Genomic DNA, 23,037 nt, shown 5'->3' with positions numbered 1-23,037 from the left:
CGTTACAAAATTATAAAAAAAGGACCGTTTTCCCGTTTTATTGTTAGACTTTTACGTCTTAAAAAAATACTAAAATGACAAAACAGATCAAATGGATATTACTGATTGGACTTTCTTTAATCTGGGGAAGTTCTTTTATCCTGATTAAAAGAGGTCTTGTTGGATTAACACCTTTTCAGCTGGGCGCTTTGCGGATGTTGTTTGCGGCCGCTTTTTTATTGATTGTAGGATTTCGAAGTCTTACTAAGATTCCTTCGGATAAATGGAAATACATCGCCTTAACGGCTTTTGTCGGGACGTTTATGCCGGTGTTTCTGTTTTCTTTTGCGCAAACGGAAATCAGTAGTGCAACCAGTGCGATCCTAAATTCGTTAACACCTTTAAATACATTGTTGTTGGGGGCTTTTCTATTCGGACTTGAATTTCAGCGCCGACAGTTTTTCGGGGTCATTATAGGGCTTATAGGATGTGTAGTATTGATTTATTCCGGAGCGAAAAGTAATCCCAATCAGAATTATTATTTTGCGATTCTGGTGGTGATTGCGGCGGTTTGTTATGCGATGAATGTAAACCTGATCAAAAAATACCTGTCGGATGTGAATTCATTGAGCATCACGACCGGAAATTTTGTGGTGTTGATGATTCCGGCGATTATCGTATTATCCTGTACCGATTTTTTCCAGGTAGCAGGTCAGGCGCAAGTACAGGAATCAGTACTATATATTGCCATTCTGGGGATATTGGGAACCGGTATCGCGAATATTATTTTCTTTAGACTGATCCAGATGTCATCGCCGATTTTTGCGTCTTCTGTGACTTATTTGATTCCGGTGGTTGCTTTTGTCTGGGGGATATTGGATAATGAAAAAATGGAACTGTTTCAGATTGTTGGAGCGTTGATCATTCTGATTGGCGTTTATTTCTCTGCACGAAAATAAAAAAGGCCGCTTTCTAGCGGCCTTTTATTTTGAATCGGGTTATTGATTACTGAAAGTCAGCAGCAGTAACACCTTCGTTGATTTTTACATCCGATGTAGTGAAATCAAGATCCATACCTACATTCATGATTGTTTTGTAAGGAACTTTGATACCTTTTACTTCTTTATAGTCGCTGTAAGAAACCATTTGTGTCATTTTCTGACCAGCTCTTTCCATCGTTTTTGCTTCTCCAACTTTTAAACCTGTTTTTACATCATAGTATAAAGTCGATTTGCCATTTTCGATAGCATAAGCATCTGCTCCGTTGATCGTTTCGATTCCTTTGATTTTAAGGTCGGCTCTTTTAGCGTAAGCTAATTCCGGGAAAGCAGCAGCGTTTTCTTTTTTCTCTTTGAATTCTTCAGCAGTAAAGTCTTTGCGTTGTCCTTGTTGTACCGCATAAGCTGCTTTGTCGCTCACAACTTGTTTTGACATTGACATACCTGCAACTTTCATTTCCATTAACGATTTGTTATCGGAAGTGTGTTTGCTGATTAATTCCAATGCCTGTCCCTGAATAGAAGCTGTTGAAACGGTAGCAATTGATTTTACTCCGGCTACGGCTTTTTCACCACCAATAGCTTTGATGTAATTGTCGAATACTGTTTTTGCAGTAACTCCGGCAGGAATTGGTTTGTTTACCACTGGTTTTTCAGTTGGGTTTCCGTATTTGTCAAAATAGAAAATAGGTGTTTTTAACGACTCCAATCCTGGTAATACATCCGCTGCTTTTCCAACTACTACAATACGGGTGTTGTCAGAAAGGAAATATTTGTTAGCAGCGTTACGGATATCTTCCGGTGTAACGGCACTGATGTTTTTAATATAGTTTTCGTAGAAATCTTCCGGTAAGTTTTGAGTAGCTGTGTTTAAAGCATAACGGGCAATAGTAGCCGGTTTCTCAATTTGCATTACGAAGTTTCCAATGTATTTGGCTTTTGCATTTTTAAGATCTTCTGCAGAAACCAATTCTGTTTTGATACGTTTTAATTCGTTAAAGAATTCTACAACAGCACTGTCGGTAACAGCGTTTCTAACAGAAGCGGAAGAACGGAATTTAGTTACATATTTTCCGGATCCGATTGAAGAGTACGCACCGTAAGTCCATCCGTGTTTTTCACGTAGGTTTAGGAATAAACGTCCTTCACCACCACCACCTAAGATTTGGTTCGCTAATAAAGTAGCAAAGTAATCTTTGTCGGTCATTTTTAAGTTCACCGTGTTTACCAAGGCAATTTCCGATTGTACTGCGTTTGGCATATCCACAAGGTTGATTTGAGAATACTGAACGTTTTTAGGATCAGAATAGGTTAACTGTGGCGCGATGGCTTTTTTCCAGGAACCGAAAAGTTTTTCAACGGTTTTTTTGGTTTCTTTTAAGTTTACGTCACCAATAACAACAAGGTAAGCATTCCCCGGAACGAAATAGGTGTTGTAGTTTAAAACCACATCGTTTAAGGTTACTTTGTTGATGCTTTCTTCGCTTAAATATTCCCCGTTAGGGTGTGTTTTTCCAAAAGCTAAAACGTTTTCAACGCGAGAAGCTACAGCGGTAACGCTTTTCTCCTGCGATTTGATTCCTTCCAGTAATTTGGCTTTTTCTTTGTCGAATTCTTCCTGAGTGAATACCGGGTGTAAAGCACCTTCGGCCATTAATTCAAGGATTCTTCCGGCATATTTGGATAATCCGCTGGCATTTGCTCCGTTAGAAGAAAAGCTGATGTTAGCTCCTAAAAAGTCGGTTTCTTCGTTAAAAGCGTCTTTTGATATTTTTTTGCTTCCTTTTCCGATCATGCTGCTCGTTAAATCGGCAACACCTTTTTTATCGCCTTCCGCATACGGAGGGTTGTCTAAAGTAAGGGTGTAAGAAACGCGTGGTAGTTTATGGTTTTCAACAACCATTACTTTTAAACCGTTTTTTAGGGTAAAGGTTTCCGGTTTTTTAACATTGATAGTTGGTGCTGGTCCCGGTTTCGGTTGAGGTCTGTCTTGTGCTTGCATAGTAATCGATAAAAACAAGCTCGCTGCTATATATATAAATTTTTTCATGATGAATGGCTGCTTAGTTTTGTGCTTTGTCTTTTGCTGGAGTATAATCTAAAATCAAACGTTGGTTCGGGTTTAAGTATTTCTTCGCCACGTCTCTGATTTCTTCACGCGTAATAGAACGGTAAATATCAATTTCATTATTGATTAGGTTTACATCACCATATAGTAAATAGTAAGATGCCAGATTTTCGGCAACACCTTCCAAATTGGAATTACTGTTTACGTTTTGGTTTTCATACTGGTTTTGTAATTTTTGGAAATCTTTTTCAGAAATTAACTCCGTTTGTAGTTTTGCAATCTCTTCGTCCATTCCTTTAATTAAGTCAGCAGGAGTGTTTGGGCTTAATGGTAAACCGTAGATAAAATACACGCCATAGTCTTCCTGACTGTAGTTGAAAGCTCCGATTTGTAAAGCCATTTTTTTCTCGTCAACCATCTTTTTGTATAGACGGGAACTTTTTCCGTCAGATAAGATAGAAGAGATCATGTCTAATACTCTTGCGTCACGTGTTTTCATCGATGGCGTTCTGTAAGCAGTAACGGCCATTGGGATCTGAATGTTCGGATCTTCGTAAGTCGCGTGGATTGTTTGTGTGATTGGAGCCTCTTCGAATTTTTCACGGGTAATCGGAGTTCCTTTCTGGATTGGTCCGAAATATTTTTGTACCCATTCTTTCGCCTGAGCCGAATCAAAATCTCCGGCAACAACTAATACTGCATTGTTAGGAATGTAGAATTTTTTGTTGAAAGCCTGGAATTCCTGTAATGTCGCTGCATCCAGGTGTTCCATTGAGCCGATTGGTGCCCAACGGTACGGGTGTTTGGTAAAGATGTTCTTTTTAACTTCAGTAAATAAATTACCGTAAGGCTGATTGTCTACACGTAATCTTTTTTCTTCTTTAACAACTTCGTTTTGAGTGTCCACACCGATCTGGTTGATAACCGGGTGCATTAGTCTTTCGGATTCCATCCATAAAGCCAGTTCCAAATTGTTCGACGGGAAAACTTCGTAGTAATACGTTCTGTCGTCCGACGTGTTGGCATTGTTGTTTCCACCGTTGGCGGTTACGATTTTAAACCATTCGCCACGGGCGATGTTTTTGGTTCCTTCAAACAAAAGGTGTTCGAAAAAGTGTGCGAATCCCGTTCTGCTTGGGTTTTCGTCTTTGGCACCCACATGGTACATTACCGATGTAACTACTACCGGTGCCGATGGATCCTTGTGTAAAATCACATGAAGTCCGTTGTCTAAATTGTATTCTTCAAACGCTACTTTCTGCGCTGAAGCTACGCCGCCAAGCATCAGAAGTGAACTCAAAGCCATTAAAGATTTTTTCATAAAAATTAGTAATTTATTTTTGATAACGATATAGGTGTGCAATTTCGGTAAAAAGTTACAGGTAATCGTTTTGTTTTGTGGAAAATATGTACCTTTTTTTGATTAAAATTTGTGTGTGCACCAAAATTACAGGTATATGGTTGTTTCATAAAGAATTAGTTGTATATTTGCAGACTTAAAAATTAATCAAACATTATTGTTATGTACGCAATCGTAGAGATAGCAGGGCAACAATTTAAAGTAAGCAAAGACCAAAAGGTTTATGTTCACCGTTTGGCTTCTGAAGAAGGAACTAAAGTTACTTTTGACAAAGTTCTTTTATTAGATGACAACGGAAACGTAACTTTAGGCGCCCCAGCTGTAGAAGGTGCTTCAGTAGAAGCCCAAGTGTTAAAACACTTAAAAGGTGATAAAGTAATCGTTTTCAAAAAGAAAAGAAGAAAAGGTTACAAAAAGAAAAACGGTCACAGACAATCTTTAACGCAAATCGTAATCAGTGGTATCACTGGAGCGGGAGCTACAAAGAAAAAAGCGACTAAAAAAGCGGAAGCTACAGAAGAATAATTAACATTAAAAACTAATACGTCATGGCTCACAAGAAAGGTGTCGGTAGTTCCAAGAATGGTAGAGAATCAGAATCGAAACGTTTAGGTGTTAAGATTTTTGGTGGTCAAGCTGCAATTGCTGGAAACATTATCGTAAGACAAAGAGGTTCTAAACACAATCCGGGAGAAAACGTTTACATGGGTAAAGATCATACTTTACATGCAAAAGTTGACGGAGTGGTGAAATTCCAGAAAAAAGGAGAAAACAAATCCTATGTTTCTGTAGTTCCATTCGAAGCATAAGAATCTATCTTATCTTACAAGAAAAGATATAAAAGCCCGTTTCTCAGAAACGGGCTTTTTTTGTGCTTATTCGTAGACAAACCTGACAGGTTTAACCTGTGCTAAGTAAAACCTGTCAGGTTTTATTGTTGCTTATTGTTTGCTGCTAGACACCTGATTTAAATACATACTGAGATTAAAACCTGCTAGGTTATAGTGTTATTATTAGTAGCCAAACCTGACAGGTTCATATGCTGAGATTAAAACCTGTCAGGTTTTACTATTAGGTATAAAAAAAAGACCTCAATTTTGAGGTCTTTTCTGTTACAGGATATTTTGGGGATTAATATCTGTAATATTCCGGTTTGAATGGTCCAGAAACTTCAACACCAATATAAGCGGCTTGCTCTGTGTTTAATGTTTCCAGTTCAACGCCTAATTTGGCAAGGTGTAAAGCGGCTACTTTTTCATCTAAGTGTTTTGGTAGCATATATACCTGATTTTCGTATTTGTCGCTGTGTTTCCATAATTCGATCTGTGCCAACGTTTGGTTGGTGAACGAGTTACTCATTACAAAGCTTGGGTGTCCTGTTGCACAACCTAAGTTTACCAAACGACCTTCGGCCAAAATGATAATATCTACACCGTTGATGGTGTATTTGTCAACCTGAGGTTTGATTTCGATTTTAGAAGCACCGTGGTTTTTGTTTAACCAGGCCATATCGATTTCGTTATCGAAGTGACCAATGTTACAAACGATCGTTTTGTCTTTCATCTTCTCGAAATGTTTTCCGATAACGATGTCTTTGTTTCCTGTTGTAGTGATGATGATATCAGCATTACCTACTACAGTATCTAATTTTTTAACTTCATAACCGTCCATTGCAGCCTGTAAAGCACAGATTGGATCGATTTCGGTAACGGTTACAATAGAACCGGCGCCACGGAAAGAAGCCGCTGTACCTTTTCCAACGTCACCGTATCCGCAAACAACTACTCTTTTACCGGCTAACATTACGTCTGTAGCACGACGGATTGCATCCACAGCACTTTCTTTACAACCGTATTTGTTGTCGAATTTCGATTTGGTAACCGAGTCGTTTACGTTGATAGCAGGCATTGGTAATGTTCCGTTTTTCATTCTTTCGTATAAACGGTGTACTCCTGTTGTAGTTTCTTCTGATAATCCTTTAATAGCAGGGATTAATTCCGGATAACGGTCGATAACCATATTGGTTAAATCACCACCGTCATCTAAGATCATGTTTAATGGTTGTCTGTCTTCTCCAAAGAATAAGGTCTGCTCAATACACCAGTCAAATTCTTCCTCGTTAAGACCTTTCCATGCATAAACCTGTACACCTGTTGCAGCAATTGCAGCAGCGGCCTGATCCTGAGTAGAGAAAATATTACAAGAACTCCAGGTAACTTCAGCTCCTAAAGCGATTAAAGTTTCGATTAAAACCGCAGTTTGGATCGTCATGTGAAGACATCCTGCAATACGAGCACCTTTAAGAGGTTGCTCCTCTTTATATTCTGCACGAAGTGCCATTAATCCCGGCATTTCCGCTTCTGCTAATTCGATCTCTTTTCTTCCCCAGGCGGCCAGAGAAATATCTTTTACTTTGTAAGCCACGAAAGGCAATGTTTTTGTGCTCATCTGCTTTATTATTTGTATTTACAAAAAATTTAGTGCAAATTTACGGAATTAGTTTTTAAAATTGGAAGGATAACCGGATATTTCGTGTTTGCCGGAAAAGCTAACGTTTTCGTTATCAGAAAAATAAAAATTTACCGCTTCAATATATAAACCATCCGCGCTAATGCCGCTTTATAAAACAATAAAAATAGATCCTGATACCCGGGTTCTGGTTTGGAAAATCACAGAATCACTGGACGAATTATTCCGCGATAAACCGTTAAAGGACTCGAGCCGCGTACGTGTAAACGGAATGAAATCCGAACAACATCAAAGAGGATTTCTAAGTGTACGAAATCTGTTCGCGGAGCTCGGTTATACCGATTTGGACCTGTATTACGACGCTTTTGGAAAACCACATTTAAGCGATGGTAAGAATATTTCAATTACACATTCCTATGAATTTTCAGCGATTATTGTTGGAAAAAATAATGTCGGAATCGACATGGAGCTGCGACGGGAGAAGATCAGTAAAATTGCTGATAAATTTATCGATCCGGAATTTGCTTTTCTCGATAAATCCGAACCCGATTATATCCGGAAGTTAACCGTGATTTGGGGCGCGAAAGAAGCAAAATATAAAATGTGCAATTCCCGAAGCCTGAGTTTTAAAGACAATATGACTGTTCATCCGTTTGTAATGGACGATAAGAAAGGAACGGCAACCGTCACCAAGGATAATTTTCGAAAAGATTTTGAATTTTATTTTGAAGAAATCGAAGACTTTACATTGGTTTATGCCCTCGAACAAAATACATGCAGATGATGGGGGAAATTTACAAACAAATTATAACGGCACAACAACAGGGAAAACGACTACTGGCTATTTTGCTCGATCCGGATAAAGTGGATTGCGAACAGCTGGATGTCCTGATTGATAAAATGGCACTATCGGGCGCAACACATATTTTTATTGGCGGAAGTTTGTTGTTTAATGATCAGCAGGATGCCATTATTGCAGCATTAAAGGCAAAACTGACGCTGCCGATTTTGCTTTTCCCGGGAAATGCGGCCCATATTACCAATCATGCCGACGGAATGTTGTTTTTGTCGCTTATTTCCGGAAGAAACCCGGAATATCTCATCGGACAACATGTCCAGGCGGCTCCGTTATTAAAACAATCGCAACTGGAAGTAATCTCAACCGGCTATATACTCATTGAAAGCGGAAAGCAAACAACGGTTTCCTATATTAGCGGAACGATGCCGGTACCAAATGACAAACCGGAAATTGCTGTCGCAACAGCTCTTGCGGGAGAAATGATCGGTCATAAAATGATGTATCTCGAAGCGGGTAGCGGTGCGCAATTGCCTGTTCCGTTGGAGACAGTACGTAAGGTCGCAGAAAATATTGCTATTCCGCTTATTGTTGGCGGCGGAATTCGGTCGAAAGCACATATGGAACAGGTCTATCAGGCTGGAGCAACCATGGTAGTAATCGGAACGGCTTTCGAAAAAAACGTCGACTTTTTTTCAGATTTATAAGGTATGGTGGATTTCTTTTTAGATGCCTATAAAAATGCGTCAACGCTACAGATCGTACTGGAGTTTATAGCCTTTGTTTTTGGTATTGCCAGTGTATGGTATGCTAAAAAAGAAAATATTTGGGTCTATCCAACCGGGCTTATAGCGACGACCATTACGGTTTACCTGCTTTTTCAGGCAGGCTATCTCGGCGACATGTTGATCAATCTATATTTCTCGATAATGAGTATTTACGGCTGGTACAATTGGGCCCGAAAAAGAACAAATGTTGATTCTTTGTCCATATCCAGGACAACATTGACCGAAAAAATTATCGGTATATTCTTGTTTTTAATAACAATTATTATAATTTTCGCAATCTATAATTTGTTTGATTACGAAATCAAACACGAAAATTATGTTGACATATTGGCGTCGGGGCTGTTTTTTACCGGTATGTGGTATATGGCCAATAAAAAAATCGAAAACTGGACGCTTTGGATAATCGGCGACATTATCGCGGTACCGCTTTATGCATATAGAGGGTTGGGAATGTTGTCGTTACAGTATTTAATATTTACACTATTGGCAATATCGGCCTATTTAGAATGGAGAAAGATCTTAAACAACGATACTCAAAAGTTATAAAAGTAACCATGTACGGCCCTGAAAGCACAGGGAAAACGACATTGTCCAGACAGTTGGCAGAACATTTTAAAACCATCTGGATACCCGAATATGCGCGAAATTATCTACAGCAAAAATGGGAAGAACAACAGGCAATTTGTGATGAAAGCGATATGCTTCCGATTGCCGTTGGTCAGATGAAACTCGAAAATGAAGCCGTTCAGATTGCCAGTAAGTTGCTGTTTTGTGATACCAATCTGATGGTGACCAAAGTGTTTTCGGAAATCTATTATGGATTTTGCGATGAATTACTGGACGATGCCGCGCGTGAACATAATTACGATTTGTTTTTCCTGACGGATGTTGATGTGCCTTGGGAAAAAGACGACCTAAGGGATCGCCCGGAAAAACGGGAAGAAACCTTTCAGCTTTTTGAAAATGCCTTAATTGAAAATAATAAACCCTATATTATCCTTTCGGGGAATAAAGAACAACGTTTTGAAACGGCGGTAAAAGCGGTGGAAATGTTACTTAAAGCCAAAAGCCTGGGCTTTACATCGGCCGATTTTCTACAAATGTGGCATCGGGGAACCAATATCGATGCTATCGAAAGGCAATTGAAGTTCTTTAACGAAGGAATTGCGAAAATCAACCTTCATAAAATCGCAACGGTAGGCGACGGAATCCGACTCTTTGATGAAGATCAGGAGCAGGAATTGGTCGATTATTTCGAAGCGCGTCAGGATCGGTTTTCGATCGAAAAACTGGTTCCGGCTTCGGGTGCTGCCAGTAGAATGTTTAAATTTCTCGTCGATTTTCTGAATGAGTTTAAATTACACGACGAAACAATCAATGCTTATGTAAATAGAAAGAAAGCATTGGAATTGTCGGTGTTTTTGGTTGGAATAGAAAAGTTTCCGTTTTATGCCGATGTGCTTCAGGAAACAAAATCGGAATACGAAGGTTTTGATGATTTTTCTCAGGATGAAAAATATTACCGTTTTATCGAAACGATGTTGTCACCGGCAAAATTCGATTTTCTGAATAAACCGAAAGGCGTATTGCCGTTCCATCAGGAAAAAGAAGCGATCACAACGCCAATTTATAAGCATCTCAAAGAAGCACAGGCATACACCAATGTAGAGGGTAAGCATCATATTCATTTTACAGTTTCGGAAGAACATTTGGAAGGTTTTTCAGAAGTGGTTTTGACGAATGAAAATGCAGTCGATGTTGACTATTCTTTTCAGGATAAAGCCACGGATACATTAGCGGTTGGCCTTGATAATGATCCGTTCCGACTGGAAGACGGTTCGCTTTTCTTCCGACCGGGCGGACATGGGGCGTTGATTCAGAATCTAAACCGACTGACCAGCGATATTGTTTTCGTGAAAAATATCGATAATGTTTGTTTTAATCATTTTGAAGGGATAGTTCGGTATAAAAAATTATTAGGTGGATTGCTGATACGACTACAGGAACAAATTTTCGAAAGTCTAAAGGTATTGGAAACAACAACCGATCCGGCGATTGTTCAAAAAATAATTGATTTTGCTACCGGCGAACTAAATGTTGTCTTACCGCGTAATTTTTCAAAATATACATTCGAAAACCAAAAGAGTCAGTTGTTTCAGCTTTTAAACCGACCGATACGGGTGTGTGGTATGGTGAAAAATGAAGGAGAACCGGGCGGCGGACCGTTTTGGGTGACGGGTGAAGAAGGCATGCATTCGTTGCAAATTGTGGAATCGTCACAAATAGATCTTCAAAATAAAAAGCAGGCATTAATCCTAAGCGAATCGACGCATTTTAATCCGGTCGATTTGGTTTGTGGTGTAAAAGATTATAAAGGAGAAAAATTCAATCTGGAAAATTATGTTGATCATAATACCGGATTTATTGTCAATAAAACCAAAGGCTGTAAAGATATTAAAGCCTATGAGTTACCGGGCTTATGGAACGGTGCGATGGCCAACTGGATTACGGTTTTTGCCGAAGTGCCGCTTCTGACCTTTAATCCGGTGAAAACCGTAAACGACTTATTAAAACCGGCGCATCAGCCACGATAATATGCAAAAAGAAATACTATTTGCCGAATTACGCTATAAGGCGGTAAGAAGTAGTGGTGCGGGTGGTCAGCATGTAAATAAAGTAGCGACCAAAATACAACTGGTTTTTGATGTTGCAGGTTCCGGAGCGTTTACCGATGATGAAAAAACACTCCTGATGGCGAAACTTGAAAACCGACTAACAAAAGAAGGTGTTTTGTTGCTTAGTTGCGGGGAAAGTCGAAGCCAGCTTAAAAATAAAGAAATCGTGACAACGCGTTTTCTATCGCTGATGCAACAGGCTTTGCAGGTCGAAAAAGAACGAAAAGCAACCCGTATTCCACATGCGGCGGTAAAAAAACGGATTCAAAACAAACGATTTCAGGCACAGAAAAAAGAATCGCGCCGGAAACCCGGAATGGAATAAATTAGGAATTGTGTAATCGCAATAGGGAAAAAACGTTCTTTTTTGTGTTTTTTCTATCCGGATTTGATTTTATGCGATTTCTTTTTATAATTTTGTCCTGTCTCAAAGGGGTGCTTATATCCGGATTCAAAACCGGACAATCGAGCTGAGATCATACCCAATGAACCTGGAACAGGTAATGCTGTTTAGGGAATAAGACATCACAGATGCCGTAGGGTATTCGTGTGTCGTGGAAACATCATTTTTTATTAATCAAAGAATAATTACCCCTTTTATTCGTAACATTTTACGAATGAAAACAGTATTACAATCCGTTGTGGCGTTACTATGTCTTCAGCCGGTGGTGCTTTTCGCACAGGAAAAAACCGTAACCGATTCTACAAAAACAAAACAACTGGACGAAGTATTGGTATCGGCGGTTCGTGCTGCCGACAAAACGCCGGTTACGTTTAGTAATGTCGGAAAAAAACAAATATCCGAACGAAACCTTGGTCAGGATATACCTGTCCTGATAAATTACCTGCCGTCGGTGGTAACCACAACCGATGCTGGGAATGGCGTAGGCTATACCGGAATTCGGGTGCGGGGTAGCGATGCGACCCGTGTGAATGTAACCATTAATGGAATTCCGTATAACGACTCGGAATCTCAGGGAACTTTCTGGGTGAACATGCCCGATTTTGCCTCATCGGTCGAAAGTTTGCAGTTGCAACGCGGTGCCGGAACATCAACCAATGGTGCCGGAGCTTTTGGTGCCAGTTTAAATATGCTAACCGATGGTTATTCGGAAAAAGGAAATGGTGAAATCTCAAATTCCTTTGGAAGTTTTAACACCCGGAAACATACGGTAAAATTCAGCTCGGGATTGTTGAATAACAAATTCGAATTGGCTGGACGTTTGTCGAAAATCAATTCCGATGGTTATATCGACCGGGCGTCTTCCGATCTGAAATCATATTTCCTTCAGGGTACCTATGTGGGGAAAACAACCTTGATCAAAGCATTGGTTTTTGGAGGTTCGGAAAAAACATACCAGTCTTGGAACGGTTTGGATGGGATGGAACTGAAAGATTTAGGTTTGGACGAAAATATGTTGGATAACAATCCGAGGTTTAATATTTCCGGTTTGTATTTTGATGATAACGGTCAGGTGAAGTTCTACGATAATCAAACCGATAATTTTAATCAGGATCATTACCAATTACACTGGAATGAAAAATGGAACGATAACTGGTCGACGAATCTGGCGGCGCATTATACCAAAGGAAAAGGTTATTATGAAAGCTATAAGCGAAGTGGGAAGTTCTCGGAATTTGGATTAACGCCGTTTGTCGATAACGGAACAACAATCTCCAGATCGGATCTGATCAACCAAAAATGGCTGGACAACGATTTCTACGGTTTTACATTTTCATCCAATTATAAAAATGACAAACTGGATATGGTTATCGGCGGTGGTGCTAATAAATTTGAAGGCGGTCACTTTGGAAAATTGTTATGGGTAAAGGAAAAAGCAGCCTACGATTACGGTCAGCTTTTTTACGATGACAAAGGAATTAAAACCGATGTCAACGTATTTGCAAAGGCCACCTACGATATTACATCGGCCTTAAGTTTGTATGGTGATTTACAATATCGAAACGTAAATTACAAAGCGAATGCGGTTAAAACCGGATTGGTGGACGATACGTTCCGCTTTTTTAATCCAAAAGGAGGATTGAATTATGTGCTGAATCCTAAAAACAGTTTCTATTTTTCATATGCCAAAGCCAGTCGGGAACCCAATCGTAACGATTATGAAGGAAACGTTCCGAAACCAGAAAAAATGGACGATTATGAATTGGGATGGCGCTATGCATCGCGAGTAGCGAAGCTAAATGTAAACGCCTACTATATGAAATATAAAGATCAGTTGGTGTTGACGGGTGCGTTGAATGATGTTGGAGAATCGAAACGGGTTAATGTAGATAACAGTTACCGTGTTGGATTGGAATTGGATGCCAGTATTTTTATTTCGGAGAAATGGGTATTGCGTCAAAATGCAACCATCAGCCAAAACAAGATTGTCGATTTTGTAGCGAATAAAGATGGCGAATTGCACAATTTCGGGAAAACTAACATTGCTTTTTCACCCGATTTTATAGCTGGGAATGCGATTACCTGGTTGCCGTTAAAAAACCTACAGCTAACCTTGTTGTCTAAGTTTGTTGGAAATCAGTATATGGGGAATGTCGATTCGGAAAAATCAATCTTAAAATCCTATGCGGTTTCTGATTTTAATATCATTTATGAAATCAAACCGAAAAAGATTTTTAAATCAATTGTGATTACCGGATTGGTGAATAATATATTCAATACCAAATACCAGTCAAACGGGTTTTTCTATACCTACGATGACGATTGGTCCAATCCAAATCAGGTTACGACAATCGAAGGCGTTGGTTATTATCCGCAGGCGCGAATCAATTTTATGGGTGGTTTAACACTGAAATTTTAATTTCTACACCTGACAGGTTTCTAAAACCTGTCAGGTGTGATTATAAAAGTATAAAAAAGGCTGTCCAAAGACAGCCTTTTTTATTAATTGTAAACCCGAACGATATCGCCGACTTGTTCTGTACGATATTGTTTCATCGGATATTGGCCACCGCCAATTCCGGTGTATAAACTATATCTTTTATTGTCGCAGGGACAAACCGCATCAATGCCATCTACATCCATAGTGGAACAATCGCTTAATCCCTGATTCGGACAGGCACGGTCGAAAGCTACAATCCCGGTGGCACCTTTAAAAAGAATAATGCCGCGTACTCCGGCTCCAGGCCCCGATACATACGCATAACCGTTGATAAACTTTAAGGAACTATAAGCCGGAAGGTTTAAGTTGATCGTTAAAGAAACCGGATAGTTAGGTAGGTAAGGGTTATTATTGTTTACAACACTGTCTTTGCTACAGCTTCCGATAAAAGCCGCTAAAAACAATAAAAAGAGGTATTTTTTCATATAAAATCTAGTAAAACAATTGAAAAACAAATTTAATTTAATTAACTTTGACTTGTGCTATAAAGAGCATAATTAAAAACGAAATAAATAAAAAAATATATCTTTGTAGACATAAATCCCGTTTTTGATGGGATTTTTTCTATTTATATAAACGACGAAAATATGACTAAAGTATCTTATTATACTGCCGAAGGATTAAAAAAATTAAGAGATGAGCTGGATCAGCTAAAGAGTGTGGAACGTCCGCGTGCCTCACAGGCTATTGCTGAAGCAAGAGATAAAGGTGACTTGTCCGAAAATGCCGAATATGATGCTGCTAAAGAGGCACAGGGGCTTTTGGAATTGAAAATCGCCAAAATGGAAGAGGTAGTGGCAAATGCTCGTTTGATCGACGAATCACAACTGGATGTTTCGAAAGTATTAGTATTGTCAACAGTGAAAATCAAGAACCAGACCAATGGTATGGAATTGAAATATACGCTTGTGGCCGAAAGCGAAGCGGATCTGAAAACCGGTAAAATTTCGGTTACGTCTCCAATCGGTAAAGGCTTACTTGGAAAATCGGTGGGCGAAATCGCAGAAATCCAGGTGCCAAACGGAACCTTAAAATTCGAAATCTTAGAAATCTCAAGAGACTAATTCCTATGAGCTCCATTTTTACCAAAATCATCAACGGCGAAATTCCCTGCCATAAAGTAGCGGAAGACGATAACTTTCTGGCATTTCTGGATATTAACCCAAATGCAAAAGGACACACGCTTTGTATTCCGAAAACGGAAATCAATAAGATTTTCGATATGGAAGAAGACCATTATCTGGAGCTGATGCGCTTTTCCAGAAAAGTAGCCAAAGCTTTGGAGAAAACCGTGGCTTGCAAACGAATCGGTATGGCGGTGGTAGGCCTTGAAGTACCGCATGTTCACGTACACCTTATTCCACTTCAGGATATGGACGATATGCGTTTCCAGCGTAAAACCAGTTTAACCCAACAACAATTTGAAGAGCTGGCACAGGCTATTGCCAGCAATCTTTAATTAATGAAAAAAATAGTGTTGCTTTTACTGCTTCTGGTTTCCGGAGCGGTGTTTTCGCAGGGTACCAACAGTGGTTTGTGGCTTTACGGTAAGGATGTAGGCTATTCGGACGACACTGCTGTTATCGAAAAAGAAGGAATAGTTGGCGTTGCAAACTGTTATGTCCGCGATGTGCCGTCAACTTCCGGAAAGTTGGTCGATTCTTTACAACTGGGGAAAAGAGTTATGGTAAAAAAGCTAACTCAGAAGACACAGAAAATAAAAGGGATCGATATGAATTGGGTGGAAATCCAATACCTATCCGGTACTACAACCAAAAAAGGCTATCTGTGGCTTGGGTTTCTGGCACTCGATTTTAAAACAACCAATACTCTTTCTTTTCTAACGGTTTTAGAGCGTGTCAGTGCTAAAAAAGAAGAAGATTATATCGCTCAGGAATACATTCTGGGGATTAAAGTTCTGGATCAAAACAACACTTTGTTGGACAGTAAAGAAATACGGAAAAATATTGTCGAAAGTCATTTTCATCAGCAAAGCCTGATGGGGAATTACGGACTTCAGAATATACAAAATATCTATCGGATCAGTTTTAGCGGAGAAGCCTGCGGAATTCCAACCTACTTCTTTTATTTCGGATGGACGGGGAAGAAACTACTGGAACTGCCCGAAAAAATGTCGGTTGCTGATGCCGGTGTTTACTACCATGGCGAAACGTTTATTTTTCCGACTGAACCGGGTGGTAAGCCAGGTCATATCTTTAAAATTACTGAAGAAGCCGAAGAACAGGAATCAGCCAATGAAAACGAATCGGTAATGGAGGAACAGGTCTGGAAAGAAACCTATACCTGGGATGGTGAAAAAGCAACGTTTGTTAAAAAGAATCTGTTGCGTAAGGGATTGATTAAACAGTAGCCTTTTTAAAAGTAATCTGCATCGTGGTTCCTTTTCCGATTTCCGAATGCGCCACTTTAATTTTTCCACTGTGATATTCTTCTACAATACGTTTGGTTAGCGACAGTCCAAGTCCCCAGCCGCGTTTTTTGGTCGTAAATCCGGGATCAAATATACTGTTGAATAATTTCTTTGGAATACCACTTCCGGTATCAGTCACTTTAATCTTTACAAAGCGTTCGGTGTCTTCGATTGCAATATGAAGTTTTCCTTTACCTTTCATCGCATCGATCGCATTTTTAACCAGATTTTCGATAGTCCAACTATGCAAAGCCGGGTTCATCAGGATATGAATCGGATAGTCCGGTGCCTGAAACGTAAATTCAACCTGTTTGGAAGTTCTCGATTTCAGATAGTCATACGATTGTTCCGTTTCCTGTATCAGATCGTGGTCTTCTAATACCGGCTCAGAGCCAATTTTAGAAAAACGATCGGTAATGGTTTGCAGTCGGTTAATGTCTTTTTCAATTTCCGAAACGGTCGTCTCATCTACATCATCCGCTTTCATAATTTCGACCCATCCGATCAGTGATGATAACGGTGTGCCGATCTGATGTGCGGTTTCCTTCGCCATACCGGCCCATAGTTTGTTTTGGGTCGCCATTTTGCTGGCGCGGTAAAAACTGAAAATCATACCACTAAAAAACAGTCCGATAAGCACCAAAGCGATCGGGTAGAATTTTAATTTGGTCAGTAAGGACGAATTGCCGTAATACAGAAACTGATTTTTACCACCCAAATCCATAATGATTGGTTGGTTCTCCGAACGTAATTTGTTCAGATAGGCTTTTGAACGATCCGAATCGGCACTGATTTCCTTATCAACATTGATCATATTGATAATGCTATCTTTGTCTGTAGTCTGGATAATCGGGATAGTGGTATTGTTACTCAGAATCTGAAACGGTAGTTCCACTTCGGTATTTTCATCGGCATTGTTTAGCGTTTTGGTAGCTGTAGCCCAAAGTTCCATCTTTAAACGTTCCTCGTCCTTAAACTTCTGGAAAAAAGTATACGTATTCCATAATATGAAAACCAGGATATTAAAGGAACCCAATATAATAATCCAGCGGATAAGGTTACGTCTTTCGGAAAGATTCATGCGATACAATATTTGTGTTTAAAAGTAAGGAAAAGATATAAGGGAGCAAAAAGAAGATTGGGAAATGCTCTGCCGGGATCAAATTTTCCGGATTATCTGATCGGTTTTGTGTTTTGATTCCGGCTAAAAAAGTATATTTGTCAAAACTTTTACAACCATGCTTAGTGTCGATCCAAAGGAGTTAAATCCGATGAAATTACAAGCGTATTTGCAAGGTGCTGTTGGGCCAAGACCCATTGCTTTTGCGAGTACAATGGATGAAAACGGAAATCCGAATTTATCACCGTTCAGCTTTTTTAATGTGTTTAGTTCCAATCCGCCGATACTGATTTTTTCGCCGGCAAGAAGAGTGCGTAACAATACCGTTAAGCATACTTTAATCAATGCGGAACAAACTGGAGAAGTGGTGATCAATATCGTAAACTACCCGATTGTACAACAGGCATCCTTATCGAGTACCGAATATGGCGATGGTGTAAATGAGTTTTTAAAATCCGGATTAACGATGGTTCCTTCGGATGTGGTAAAACCGTATCGCGTGGGCGAAAGTCCGGTACAGTTTGAATGTAAGGTAAACGATATCGTCAAATTGGGAACCGAAGGCGGTGCTGGTAATCTGATCATTTGTGAAGTGGTGAAAATCCATGTGGACGAAGCGATACTGGACGAAAACGGAGCGATTGATCAACATAAAATCGACTTGGTATCCCGAATGGGCGGAAACTGGTATTCCAGAGCCAATATGGGACTTTTTGAAGTGGAAAAACCGCTTACCACATTGGGAATTGGCGTTGATGCTATTCCGGAATTTATTAAAGAAAGTCCGGTTTTCGACGGGAATGATCTTGGAAAATTAGGAAATGTGGAAGCGTTACCAACCGACGAAGATATCGCTATCTTTGTAAAAGAAGATTTTGGCGTAAAAGCGGTGATTAGTGCCGACGATGAAACCAAAAAACACCAGATGGCTAAAGAATATCTGGATAATAACGAAGTAGCCACCGCATGGAAGGTGCTTTTGTCTAAAAAATAATAAGACGGTTTAGTAATAAACCTCACTATAAAAACAATTAATATTTTTACTATGGAAGTTACAGGGAAAATAAAAGTGATTAACGGAACACAGCAAATCAGTGCCAGTTTTAAAAAGAGAGAGTTGGTTGTAACTACAGAAGAGCAATATCCACAACATATTATGGTTGAGTTTACTCAGGATAAATGTGAATTACTGGATAGTTATAAAGTAGGAGAACAGGTTAAAGTATCGATTAACCTAAGAGGTAGAGAGTGGGTGAATCCACAGGGTGAAGCGAAATATTTTAATACGATCCAGGGATGGCGTATCGAAAGAATGCAGGCGGAAGCGCCGGCAGGTTATGCGCAACCAATGCCTTCGGTTCCGGCAGCCGATGCTTTTGAACCGGCCTCCAATTTTAACGAAGAAGAGCACGACGATTTACCGTTCTAATCCAAAAATAAAAATCCTGATAGTGCTAACTTTCAGGATTTGTTTTTTATAGACCATGTATTTTTTAACCAAAGAACTTTATTTTCCTCCGGTAACCGAAACGGATTTTTCCGGTATCCTGGCCGTTGGTGGCGATTTGTCGACCGAACGATTGCTATTGGCCTATAATTCCGGAATATTTCCCTGGTTTGAAGATGGGGAACCGATTACCTGGTGGGCGCCCGATCCGAGAATGGTGCTGCTTTTGGATGAGTTGAACATTTCAAAAAGTATGCGGAATGTCCTAAACCGGAATATTTTTACGGTAACTTTTAACCGCGATTTTCGGGCGGTGATTTCCAATTGTCAGTCGATAAAACGCGAAGGGCAAAACGGTACCTGGATTACGGACGATATGATTGAAGCCTATTGCAAACTTAACGAATTGGGACATGCGCAATCGGTTGAGGTCTGGCAGGACGAGCAATTAGTTGGCGGATTATATGGAGTGGATCTCGGCCATATCTTTTGTGGCGAGAGTATGTTTGCCAAAGTGTCGAATGCCTCGAAAGTGGCTTTTATCAAATTGGTGGAATATCTAAAAGCGAATAATTATCTGTTACTGGATTGTCAGGTTTATAACGAACATTTGGAAAGTCTGGGCGCTTTCGAAGTGAACCGCGAAAGTTTTATGAAAGTACTAAAGAGTAAAAAAGCTGTTTAAAACAGCTTTTTTTATTTGCTCTATAGTCACACCTGACAGGTTTCCAAAACCTGTCAGGTGTGATAGCTATCAAGTATGAAAAACCTAAAAGTTTAGTTTCGTAAACTGCCACGACAAGGTATTAAAAAGAATCAGCTCGTTTTGCAAGGTCGGTAAACCGATGATCAGCTTCAGGGTTTCATGGGCCATCATCGTACCGATAATTCCGGGTAGCGTACCCATTACGCCATTCAAACTACAATTGGGTACATCTTTCGGATCGGGTGGTTCCGGAAACAAATCGCGAAGCTGTTTACTTCCGTTATGATTAAAAACCGCCAGTTGCCCTTCAAATTTTAAAATACTACCATAAACCAGTGGTTTTTTCAAAATCACGCAGGTGTCGTTCACAAGATAGCGGGTCGCGAAATTATCACAACCATCCACTATCACATCAAAATCCTGTAAAATGGAATTCGCATTTGCAGCAGTTAGTTTTTCATTAAAAACGAGGCAGTTGATTTCCGGGTTTAATTGCCGGATTACAGCAGATGCGATTTCTGCTTTTGGTTGACCAATAGCTGCTTCCGTATATAAAATCTGACGGTGAAGGTTGTGAATTTCTACCGTGTCAAAATCGATAATTCCCAATGTACCCACACCGGCTGTGGCGAGGTATTGCAAGATCGGGCAACCCAAACCACCCGCACCGATAACCAGTACTTTGGCGTTTTTTAACCGTAACTGACCCGCTTCGCCAATTTCCGGTAGGAGCATTTGACGGTTGTATCGTAAAAAATCCTGTATTGTGATCATGTTTTAATTAGTTGTAACTGTTATCCCAGTCTTTCCAAACGGGTTCGTAGCCTTTGGTTGCAATGATTTGTGCGATAATGTTGGCCGGACGTTCGTCACTGGTTTCAAATTGTTCCAGCGATTGCGGATCGACGGCATAACCACCGGGATTGGTTTTTGATCCGGCACTCATACTGGTAACGCCAATCGGTATAATATTGTCTCGGAATCTTTCATTTTCCCGGGTGGAAATCGAAAGTTCCAGGTCTTCATTCCAAAGGCGATACGCACAAATAAGCTGTGTCAGATCGCGGTCGTCCATGATAAAGTTGGGCTCGATAATGCCTTCTGCCGGACGTAACCGCGGAAAGGAAACCGAAAATTTGCTTTGCCAGTAGGTTCGTTGTAAATAATCGAGGTGGAGCGCATTAAAAAAACTATCTGTTCGCCAGTCTTCCAGTCCTAACAGTACGCCAAGGCCGATTTTATGGATACCGGCCGTTCCGATCCGATCGGGTGTTTCAAGTCGGAAGTCAAAGTTTGATTTCTTGCCTTTGGGATGGTACTGTTTGTAAACGTCCCGATGGTAGGTTTCCTGGTAAACGAGTACGGAGTAAACACCCGCGTCGTGCAATTGTTGGTATTCGGTTTCCGAAAGCGGTTGTACTTCTACGGAGATATTCGAAAAATCCGGTTTGATCTGCGCGATGGCTTTTAAAAAGTAATCGATGTTTACCGTATAGTTGGCTTCCCCGGTGACTAATAATACATGATCAAATCCCATTTCTTTTAAAACAACGGTTTCCTGAGTGATTTCAGTTGCCGTGAGCGTACGCCGTTTTAGTTTGTTGTCAAAACTAAAGCCACAATAGGTACAGATATTCTGACATTCATTACTCAGGTACATCGGCGCATACATTTGAATCGTTTTTCCAAAGCGTTTTTTGGTCAGATTGTGACTTATCTGTGCCATTTGTTCCAGATAGGGTTGTGCCGCCGGGGATATCAAAGCGATAAAATCGTCCAGATTTCGTTTGGTGTTTGCTAAGGCTTGTTCGACACGATCGGCCTGGGTTTGGTAAATTTTTGCCTGAATCGTATTCCAGTCATACGTCTCGAAAACAGATTTGAATGTTTTTTTCATAACCGGTTTATTCATATAAAAAAGAAGTCAGCGGACTCGATGCAGCTGCGTTAGATGCGATAGGGGCCAAACGGGCTTCGTAGGCTTTGCGTCCTGCGATTACGGCTTCTTTAAAAGCTTCGGCCATTCGTTCCGGATTTCCGGCCACAGCGATCGCCGTATTGACTAAAACGGCATCGGCTCCGAGCTCCATTGCTTTTGCCGCATCCGATGGGGCGCCTATTCCGGCATCGACGATAACAGGAACCTTGCTTTGTTCGATAATGATTTCCAGAAAGTCGAGCGTTTTAAGTCCTTTGTTGCTTCCAATCGGTGCGCCTAATGGCATTACGGCTGCGGTTCCGGCATCTTCCAGCCGTTTACACAACACCGGATCGGCATGAATATAAGGGAGGATCACAAAGCCGAGTTTGGCCAGCTCTTCGGTTGCTTTTAGCGTTTCGATCGGATCGGGTAACAGGTATTTCGGATCGGGATGTATTTCCAGTTTCAGCCAGTTGGTTTCCAAGGCTTCGCAGGCCAGTTGTGCGGCCAGTATGGCTTCTTTCGCATTCCGTGCACCGGAAGTGTTCGGTAAAAGGTGAATGTGTTTGTGTTGTAAGGCCGTTAAAAGGGTGTCGGTTTCCTTTTGTAAATCCACACGTTTTAAGGCTACGGTTACCAATTCGCTTTCCGAAGCCAGAATTGCGGCTTCCATTTGGGCTGTCGATCCGAATTTTCCGGTGCCTAAAAATAAACGGGAACGAAAGGTTTTATCTGCCAGTTTAAAAGGTTCCATATAGTTTTTGATTGAGTTGGGTGAGTAGTTGTTTTTGATTCGGATGTTGACTGATCATTCCTGAAACGGCGATACCGTAAATGCCGGTTTCCAGTAGCGCATCAACATCGGTTACGGTGATGCCGCCTATGGCATATACCGGAATGTCGTATTGTTGTTGGGCTAACGATTGCAATATGTCGGAATACCCGATAAGCCCTAATAACGGACTTAATTTTTGTTTGGTGGTCGTAAAACGAAATGGCCCCAAGCCGATATAATCGCATTTTTCGTGGTAGCGTTGGAATACCTGTTGCAAGGTGTTTGCGGTACCACCTATTATTTTGTCGGTACCGAGAAGTTGCCGGGCTTTGGATACGGCCATATCGTCCAATCCGAGGTGAACACCATCGGCGTCAATTTGCTTTGCGATTGCGACATTGTCATTGATAATTAAGGTCGCGTTATATTGCAAACAGCTTTTTTTAACGGATTCCGCTAAAAGACACTGTTCTTTTTCGGTTCCGTTTTTAAAGCGCAATTGGATCCATTGGCCGCCATTATTGAGTACGGATTTGATGTGATGCAATTGTTCGTTTGGAGTGTCGCCTTGTGAAATATACTGAAGTTTAGGAAACATAGA

At 40.4% G+C, this 23,037-nt stretch carries 24 protein-coding genes and 1 riboswitch; of the genes, 15 read left to right on the top strand and 9 right to left on the bottom strand.

Features of this window, described 5'->3' with window-relative positions:
• Positions 1 to 74: 74 nt before the first annotated feature.
• On the top strand, positions 75 to 938 hold the full coding sequence (locus AAFN64_RS15055) for an EamA family transporter (protein ID WP_347761075.1): 864 nt from the start codon (positions 75 to 77) through the stop codon (positions 936 to 938).
• Positions 939 to 984: 46 nt separating this feature from the next.
• On the opposite strand, the gene AAFN64_RS15050 is transcribed toward AAFN64_RS15055, so the two are convergent.
• Positions 985 to 3,027, bottom strand: coding sequence for a pitrilysin family protein (locus AAFN64_RS15050; RefSeq protein WP_300486948.1), 2,043 nt, complete (start codon positions 3,025 to 3,027; stop codon positions 985 to 987).
• A 13-nt stretch (positions 3,028 to 3,040) separates the two neighbouring features.
• The gene (locus tag AAFN64_RS15045) at positions 3,041 to 4,366 is read right to left on the bottom strand and encodes a pitrilysin family protein (RefSeq protein WP_300486951.1); all 1,326 of its coding nucleotides are present in this window, start codon (positions 4,364 to 4,366) and stop codon (positions 3,041 to 3,043) included.
• A gap of 201 nt (positions 4,367 to 4,567) precedes the next feature.
• Between AAFN64_RS15045 and rplU the strand changes: the two genes are divergently transcribed.
• Entirely contained in the window at positions 4,568 to 4,930 is a 363-nt protein-coding gene (gene rplU, locus AAFN64_RS15040) for a 50S ribosomal protein L21 (RefSeq protein WP_136403777.1), read from the top strand.
• A gap of 23 nt (positions 4,931 to 4,953) precedes the next feature.
• On the top strand, positions 4,954 to 5,214 hold the full coding sequence (rpmA, locus tag AAFN64_RS15035) for a 50S ribosomal protein L27 (protein ID WP_300485383.1): 261 nt from the start codon (positions 4,954 to 4,956) through the stop codon (positions 5,212 to 5,214).
• Between the two features lie 322 nt (positions 5,215 to 5,536).
• Here rpmA and ahcY read toward each other — a convergent pair whose 3' ends face one another.
• The gene (ahcY, locus tag AAFN64_RS15030) at positions 5,537 to 6,853 is read right to left on the bottom strand and encodes an adenosylhomocysteinase (protein ID WP_347761072.1); all 1,317 of its coding nucleotides are present in this window, start codon (positions 6,851 to 6,853) and stop codon (positions 5,537 to 5,539) included.
• A 163-nt stretch (positions 6,854 to 7,016) separates the two neighbouring features.
• Here ahcY and AAFN64_RS15025 point away from each other — a divergent pair, with 163 nt between their 5' ends.
• The 6 genes from AAFN64_RS15025 (at position 7,017) to AAFN64_RS15000 (ending at position 13,955) form a co-directional block, all read left to right on the top strand.
• Positions 7,017 to 7,658: a 4'-phosphopantetheinyl transferase superfamily protein gene (locus tag AAFN64_RS15025; RefSeq protein WP_347761071.1), complete on the top strand. Its 642-nt coding sequence runs from the start codon at positions 7,017 to 7,019 to the stop codon at positions 7,656 to 7,658.
• A complete protein-coding gene (locus AAFN64_RS15020) occupies positions 7,655 to 8,377 on the top strand; it encodes a geranylgeranylglyceryl/heptaprenylglyceryl phosphate synthase (protein WP_347761070.1) in 723 nt (240 codons plus the stop codon). The genes AAFN64_RS15025 and AAFN64_RS15020 overlap by 4 nt, the downstream gene beginning before the upstream one ends.
• A 3-nt stretch (positions 8,378 to 8,380) precedes the next feature.
• Positions 8,381 to 9,004 carry a nicotinamide riboside transporter PnuC gene (gene pnuC, locus AAFN64_RS15015; RefSeq protein WP_300485377.1) on the top strand — a complete coding sequence of 208 codons (624 nt, stop codon included), beginning with the start codon at positions 8,381 to 8,383 and terminating at the stop codon, positions 9,002 to 9,004.
• Positions 8,965 to 11,052: a DUF4301 family protein gene (locus tag AAFN64_RS15010; RefSeq protein WP_347761068.1), complete on the top strand. Its 2,088-nt coding sequence runs from the start codon at positions 8,965 to 8,967 to the stop codon at positions 11,050 to 11,052. The genes pnuC and AAFN64_RS15010 overlap by 40 nt, the downstream gene beginning before the upstream one ends.
• Position 11,053: 1 nt before the next feature.
• Complete coding sequence (arfB, locus tag AAFN64_RS15005) at positions 11,054 to 11,458, top strand: alternative ribosome rescue aminoacyl-tRNA hydrolase ArfB (RefSeq protein ID WP_347761067.1); 405 nt, start codon at positions 11,054 to 11,056, stop codon at positions 11,456 to 11,458.
• 96 nt (positions 11,459 to 11,554) lie between these two features.
• A riboswitch (TPP riboswitch) is annotated at positions 11,555 to 11,667 on the top strand.
• A gap of 83 nt (positions 11,668 to 11,750) precedes the next feature.
• Positions 11,751 to 13,955, top strand: coding sequence for a TonB-dependent receptor (locus AAFN64_RS15000; protein WP_347761065.1), 2,205 nt, complete (start codon positions 11,751 to 11,753; stop codon positions 13,953 to 13,955).
• Positions 13,956 to 14,038: 83 nt separating this feature from the next.
• On the opposite strand, the gene AAFN64_RS14995 is transcribed toward AAFN64_RS15000, so the two are convergent.
• The gene (locus AAFN64_RS14995) at positions 14,039 to 14,461 is read right to left on the bottom strand and encodes a hypothetical protein (protein WP_300485369.1); all 423 of its coding nucleotides are present in this window, start codon (positions 14,459 to 14,461) and stop codon (positions 14,039 to 14,041) included.
• A gap of 162 nt (positions 14,462 to 14,623) precedes the next feature.
• Between AAFN64_RS14995 and greA the strand changes: the two genes are divergently transcribed.
• From greA to AAFN64_RS14980, 3 genes are read left to right on the top strand one after another with little or no spacing between them, the layout of a single operon-like run.
• Entirely contained in the window at positions 14,624 to 15,100 is a 477-nt protein-coding gene (gene greA, locus AAFN64_RS14990) for a transcription elongation factor GreA (protein WP_136403786.1), read from the top strand.
• A 5-nt stretch (positions 15,101 to 15,105) separates the two neighbouring features.
• Positions 15,106 to 15,495, top strand: coding sequence for an HIT family protein (locus AAFN64_RS14985; protein ID WP_347761064.1), 390 nt, complete (start codon positions 15,106 to 15,108; stop codon positions 15,493 to 15,495).
• Positions 15,496 to 15,498: 3 nt separating this feature from the next.
• Positions 15,499 to 16,407: a hypothetical protein gene (locus AAFN64_RS14980; RefSeq protein WP_347761062.1), complete on the top strand. Its 909-nt coding sequence runs from the start codon at positions 15,499 to 15,501 to the stop codon at positions 16,405 to 16,407.
• Here AAFN64_RS14980 and AAFN64_RS14975 read toward each other — a convergent pair.
• Positions 16,397 to 17,548 carry a HAMP domain-containing sensor histidine kinase gene (locus AAFN64_RS14975; protein ID WP_347761061.1) on the bottom strand — a complete coding sequence of 384 codons (1,152 nt, stop codon included), beginning with the start codon at positions 17,546 to 17,548 and terminating at the stop codon, positions 16,397 to 16,399. The genes AAFN64_RS14980 and AAFN64_RS14975 overlap by 11 nt on opposite strands.
• Positions 17,549 to 17,705: 157 nt before the next feature.
• On the opposite strand from AAFN64_RS14975, the gene AAFN64_RS14970 reads away from it, so the two are divergent.
• The 3 genes from AAFN64_RS14970 to aat are packed head-to-tail and all read left to right on the top strand — an operon-like array spanning position 17,706 to position 19,719.
• Positions 17,706 to 18,581, top strand: a complete 876-nt coding sequence (locus AAFN64_RS14970; RefSeq protein WP_347761059.1) for a flavin reductase family protein — start codon at positions 17,706 to 17,708, stop codon at positions 18,579 to 18,581.
• A gap of 51 nt (positions 18,582 to 18,632) precedes the next feature.
• Entirely contained in the window at positions 18,633 to 19,016 is a 384-nt protein-coding gene (locus tag AAFN64_RS14965) for a DUF3127 domain-containing protein (protein ID WP_136403791.1), read from the top strand.
• A gap of 55 nt (positions 19,017 to 19,071) precedes the next feature.
• Positions 19,072 to 19,719 carry a leucyl/phenylalanyl-tRNA--protein transferase gene (gene aat, locus AAFN64_RS14960; RefSeq protein ID WP_347761057.1) on the top strand — a complete coding sequence of 216 codons (648 nt, stop codon included), beginning with the start codon at positions 19,072 to 19,074 and terminating at the stop codon, positions 19,717 to 19,719.
• Between the two features lie 84 nt (positions 19,720 to 19,803).
• On the opposite strand, the gene AAFN64_RS14955 is transcribed toward aat, so the two are convergent.
• The 4 genes from AAFN64_RS14955 to AAFN64_RS14940 are packed head-to-tail and all read right to left on the bottom strand — an operon-like array spanning position 19,804 to position 23,034.
• Positions 19,804 to 20,514: a HesA/MoeB/ThiF family protein gene (locus tag AAFN64_RS14955; RefSeq protein ID WP_347761056.1), complete on the bottom strand. Its 711-nt coding sequence runs from the start codon at positions 20,512 to 20,514 to the stop codon at positions 19,804 to 19,806.
• A 7-nt stretch (positions 20,515 to 20,521) separates the two neighbouring features.
• Positions 20,522 to 21,637: a 2-iminoacetate synthase ThiH gene (gene thiH, locus AAFN64_RS14950; RefSeq protein WP_347761054.1), complete on the bottom strand. Its 1,116-nt coding sequence runs from the start codon at positions 21,635 to 21,637 to the stop codon at positions 20,522 to 20,524.
• A gap of 7 nt (positions 21,638 to 21,644) precedes the next feature.
• Positions 21,645 to 22,415 carry a thiazole synthase gene (locus AAFN64_RS14945; protein WP_347761053.1) on the bottom strand — a complete coding sequence of 257 codons (771 nt, stop codon included), beginning with the start codon at positions 22,413 to 22,415 and terminating at the stop codon, positions 21,645 to 21,647.
• The gene (locus AAFN64_RS14940; protein ID WP_347761052.1) at positions 22,402 to 23,034 is read right to left on the bottom strand and encodes a thiamine phosphate synthase; all 633 of its coding nucleotides are present in this window, start codon (positions 23,032 to 23,034) and stop codon (positions 22,402 to 22,404) included. The genes AAFN64_RS14945 and AAFN64_RS14940 overlap by 14 nt, the downstream gene beginning before the upstream one ends.
• Between the last annotated feature and the right edge of the window lie 3 nt (positions 23,035 to 23,037).

Source organism: Flavobacterium sp. CAU 1735 (assembly GCF_039888695.1).
Lineage (GTDB): Bacteria > Bacteroidota > Bacteroidia > Flavobacteriales > Flavobacteriaceae > Flavobacterium.
Note: the sequence above shows the minus strand (reverse complement) of the source record. Positions and strands in the feature narration are given on the sequence as shown.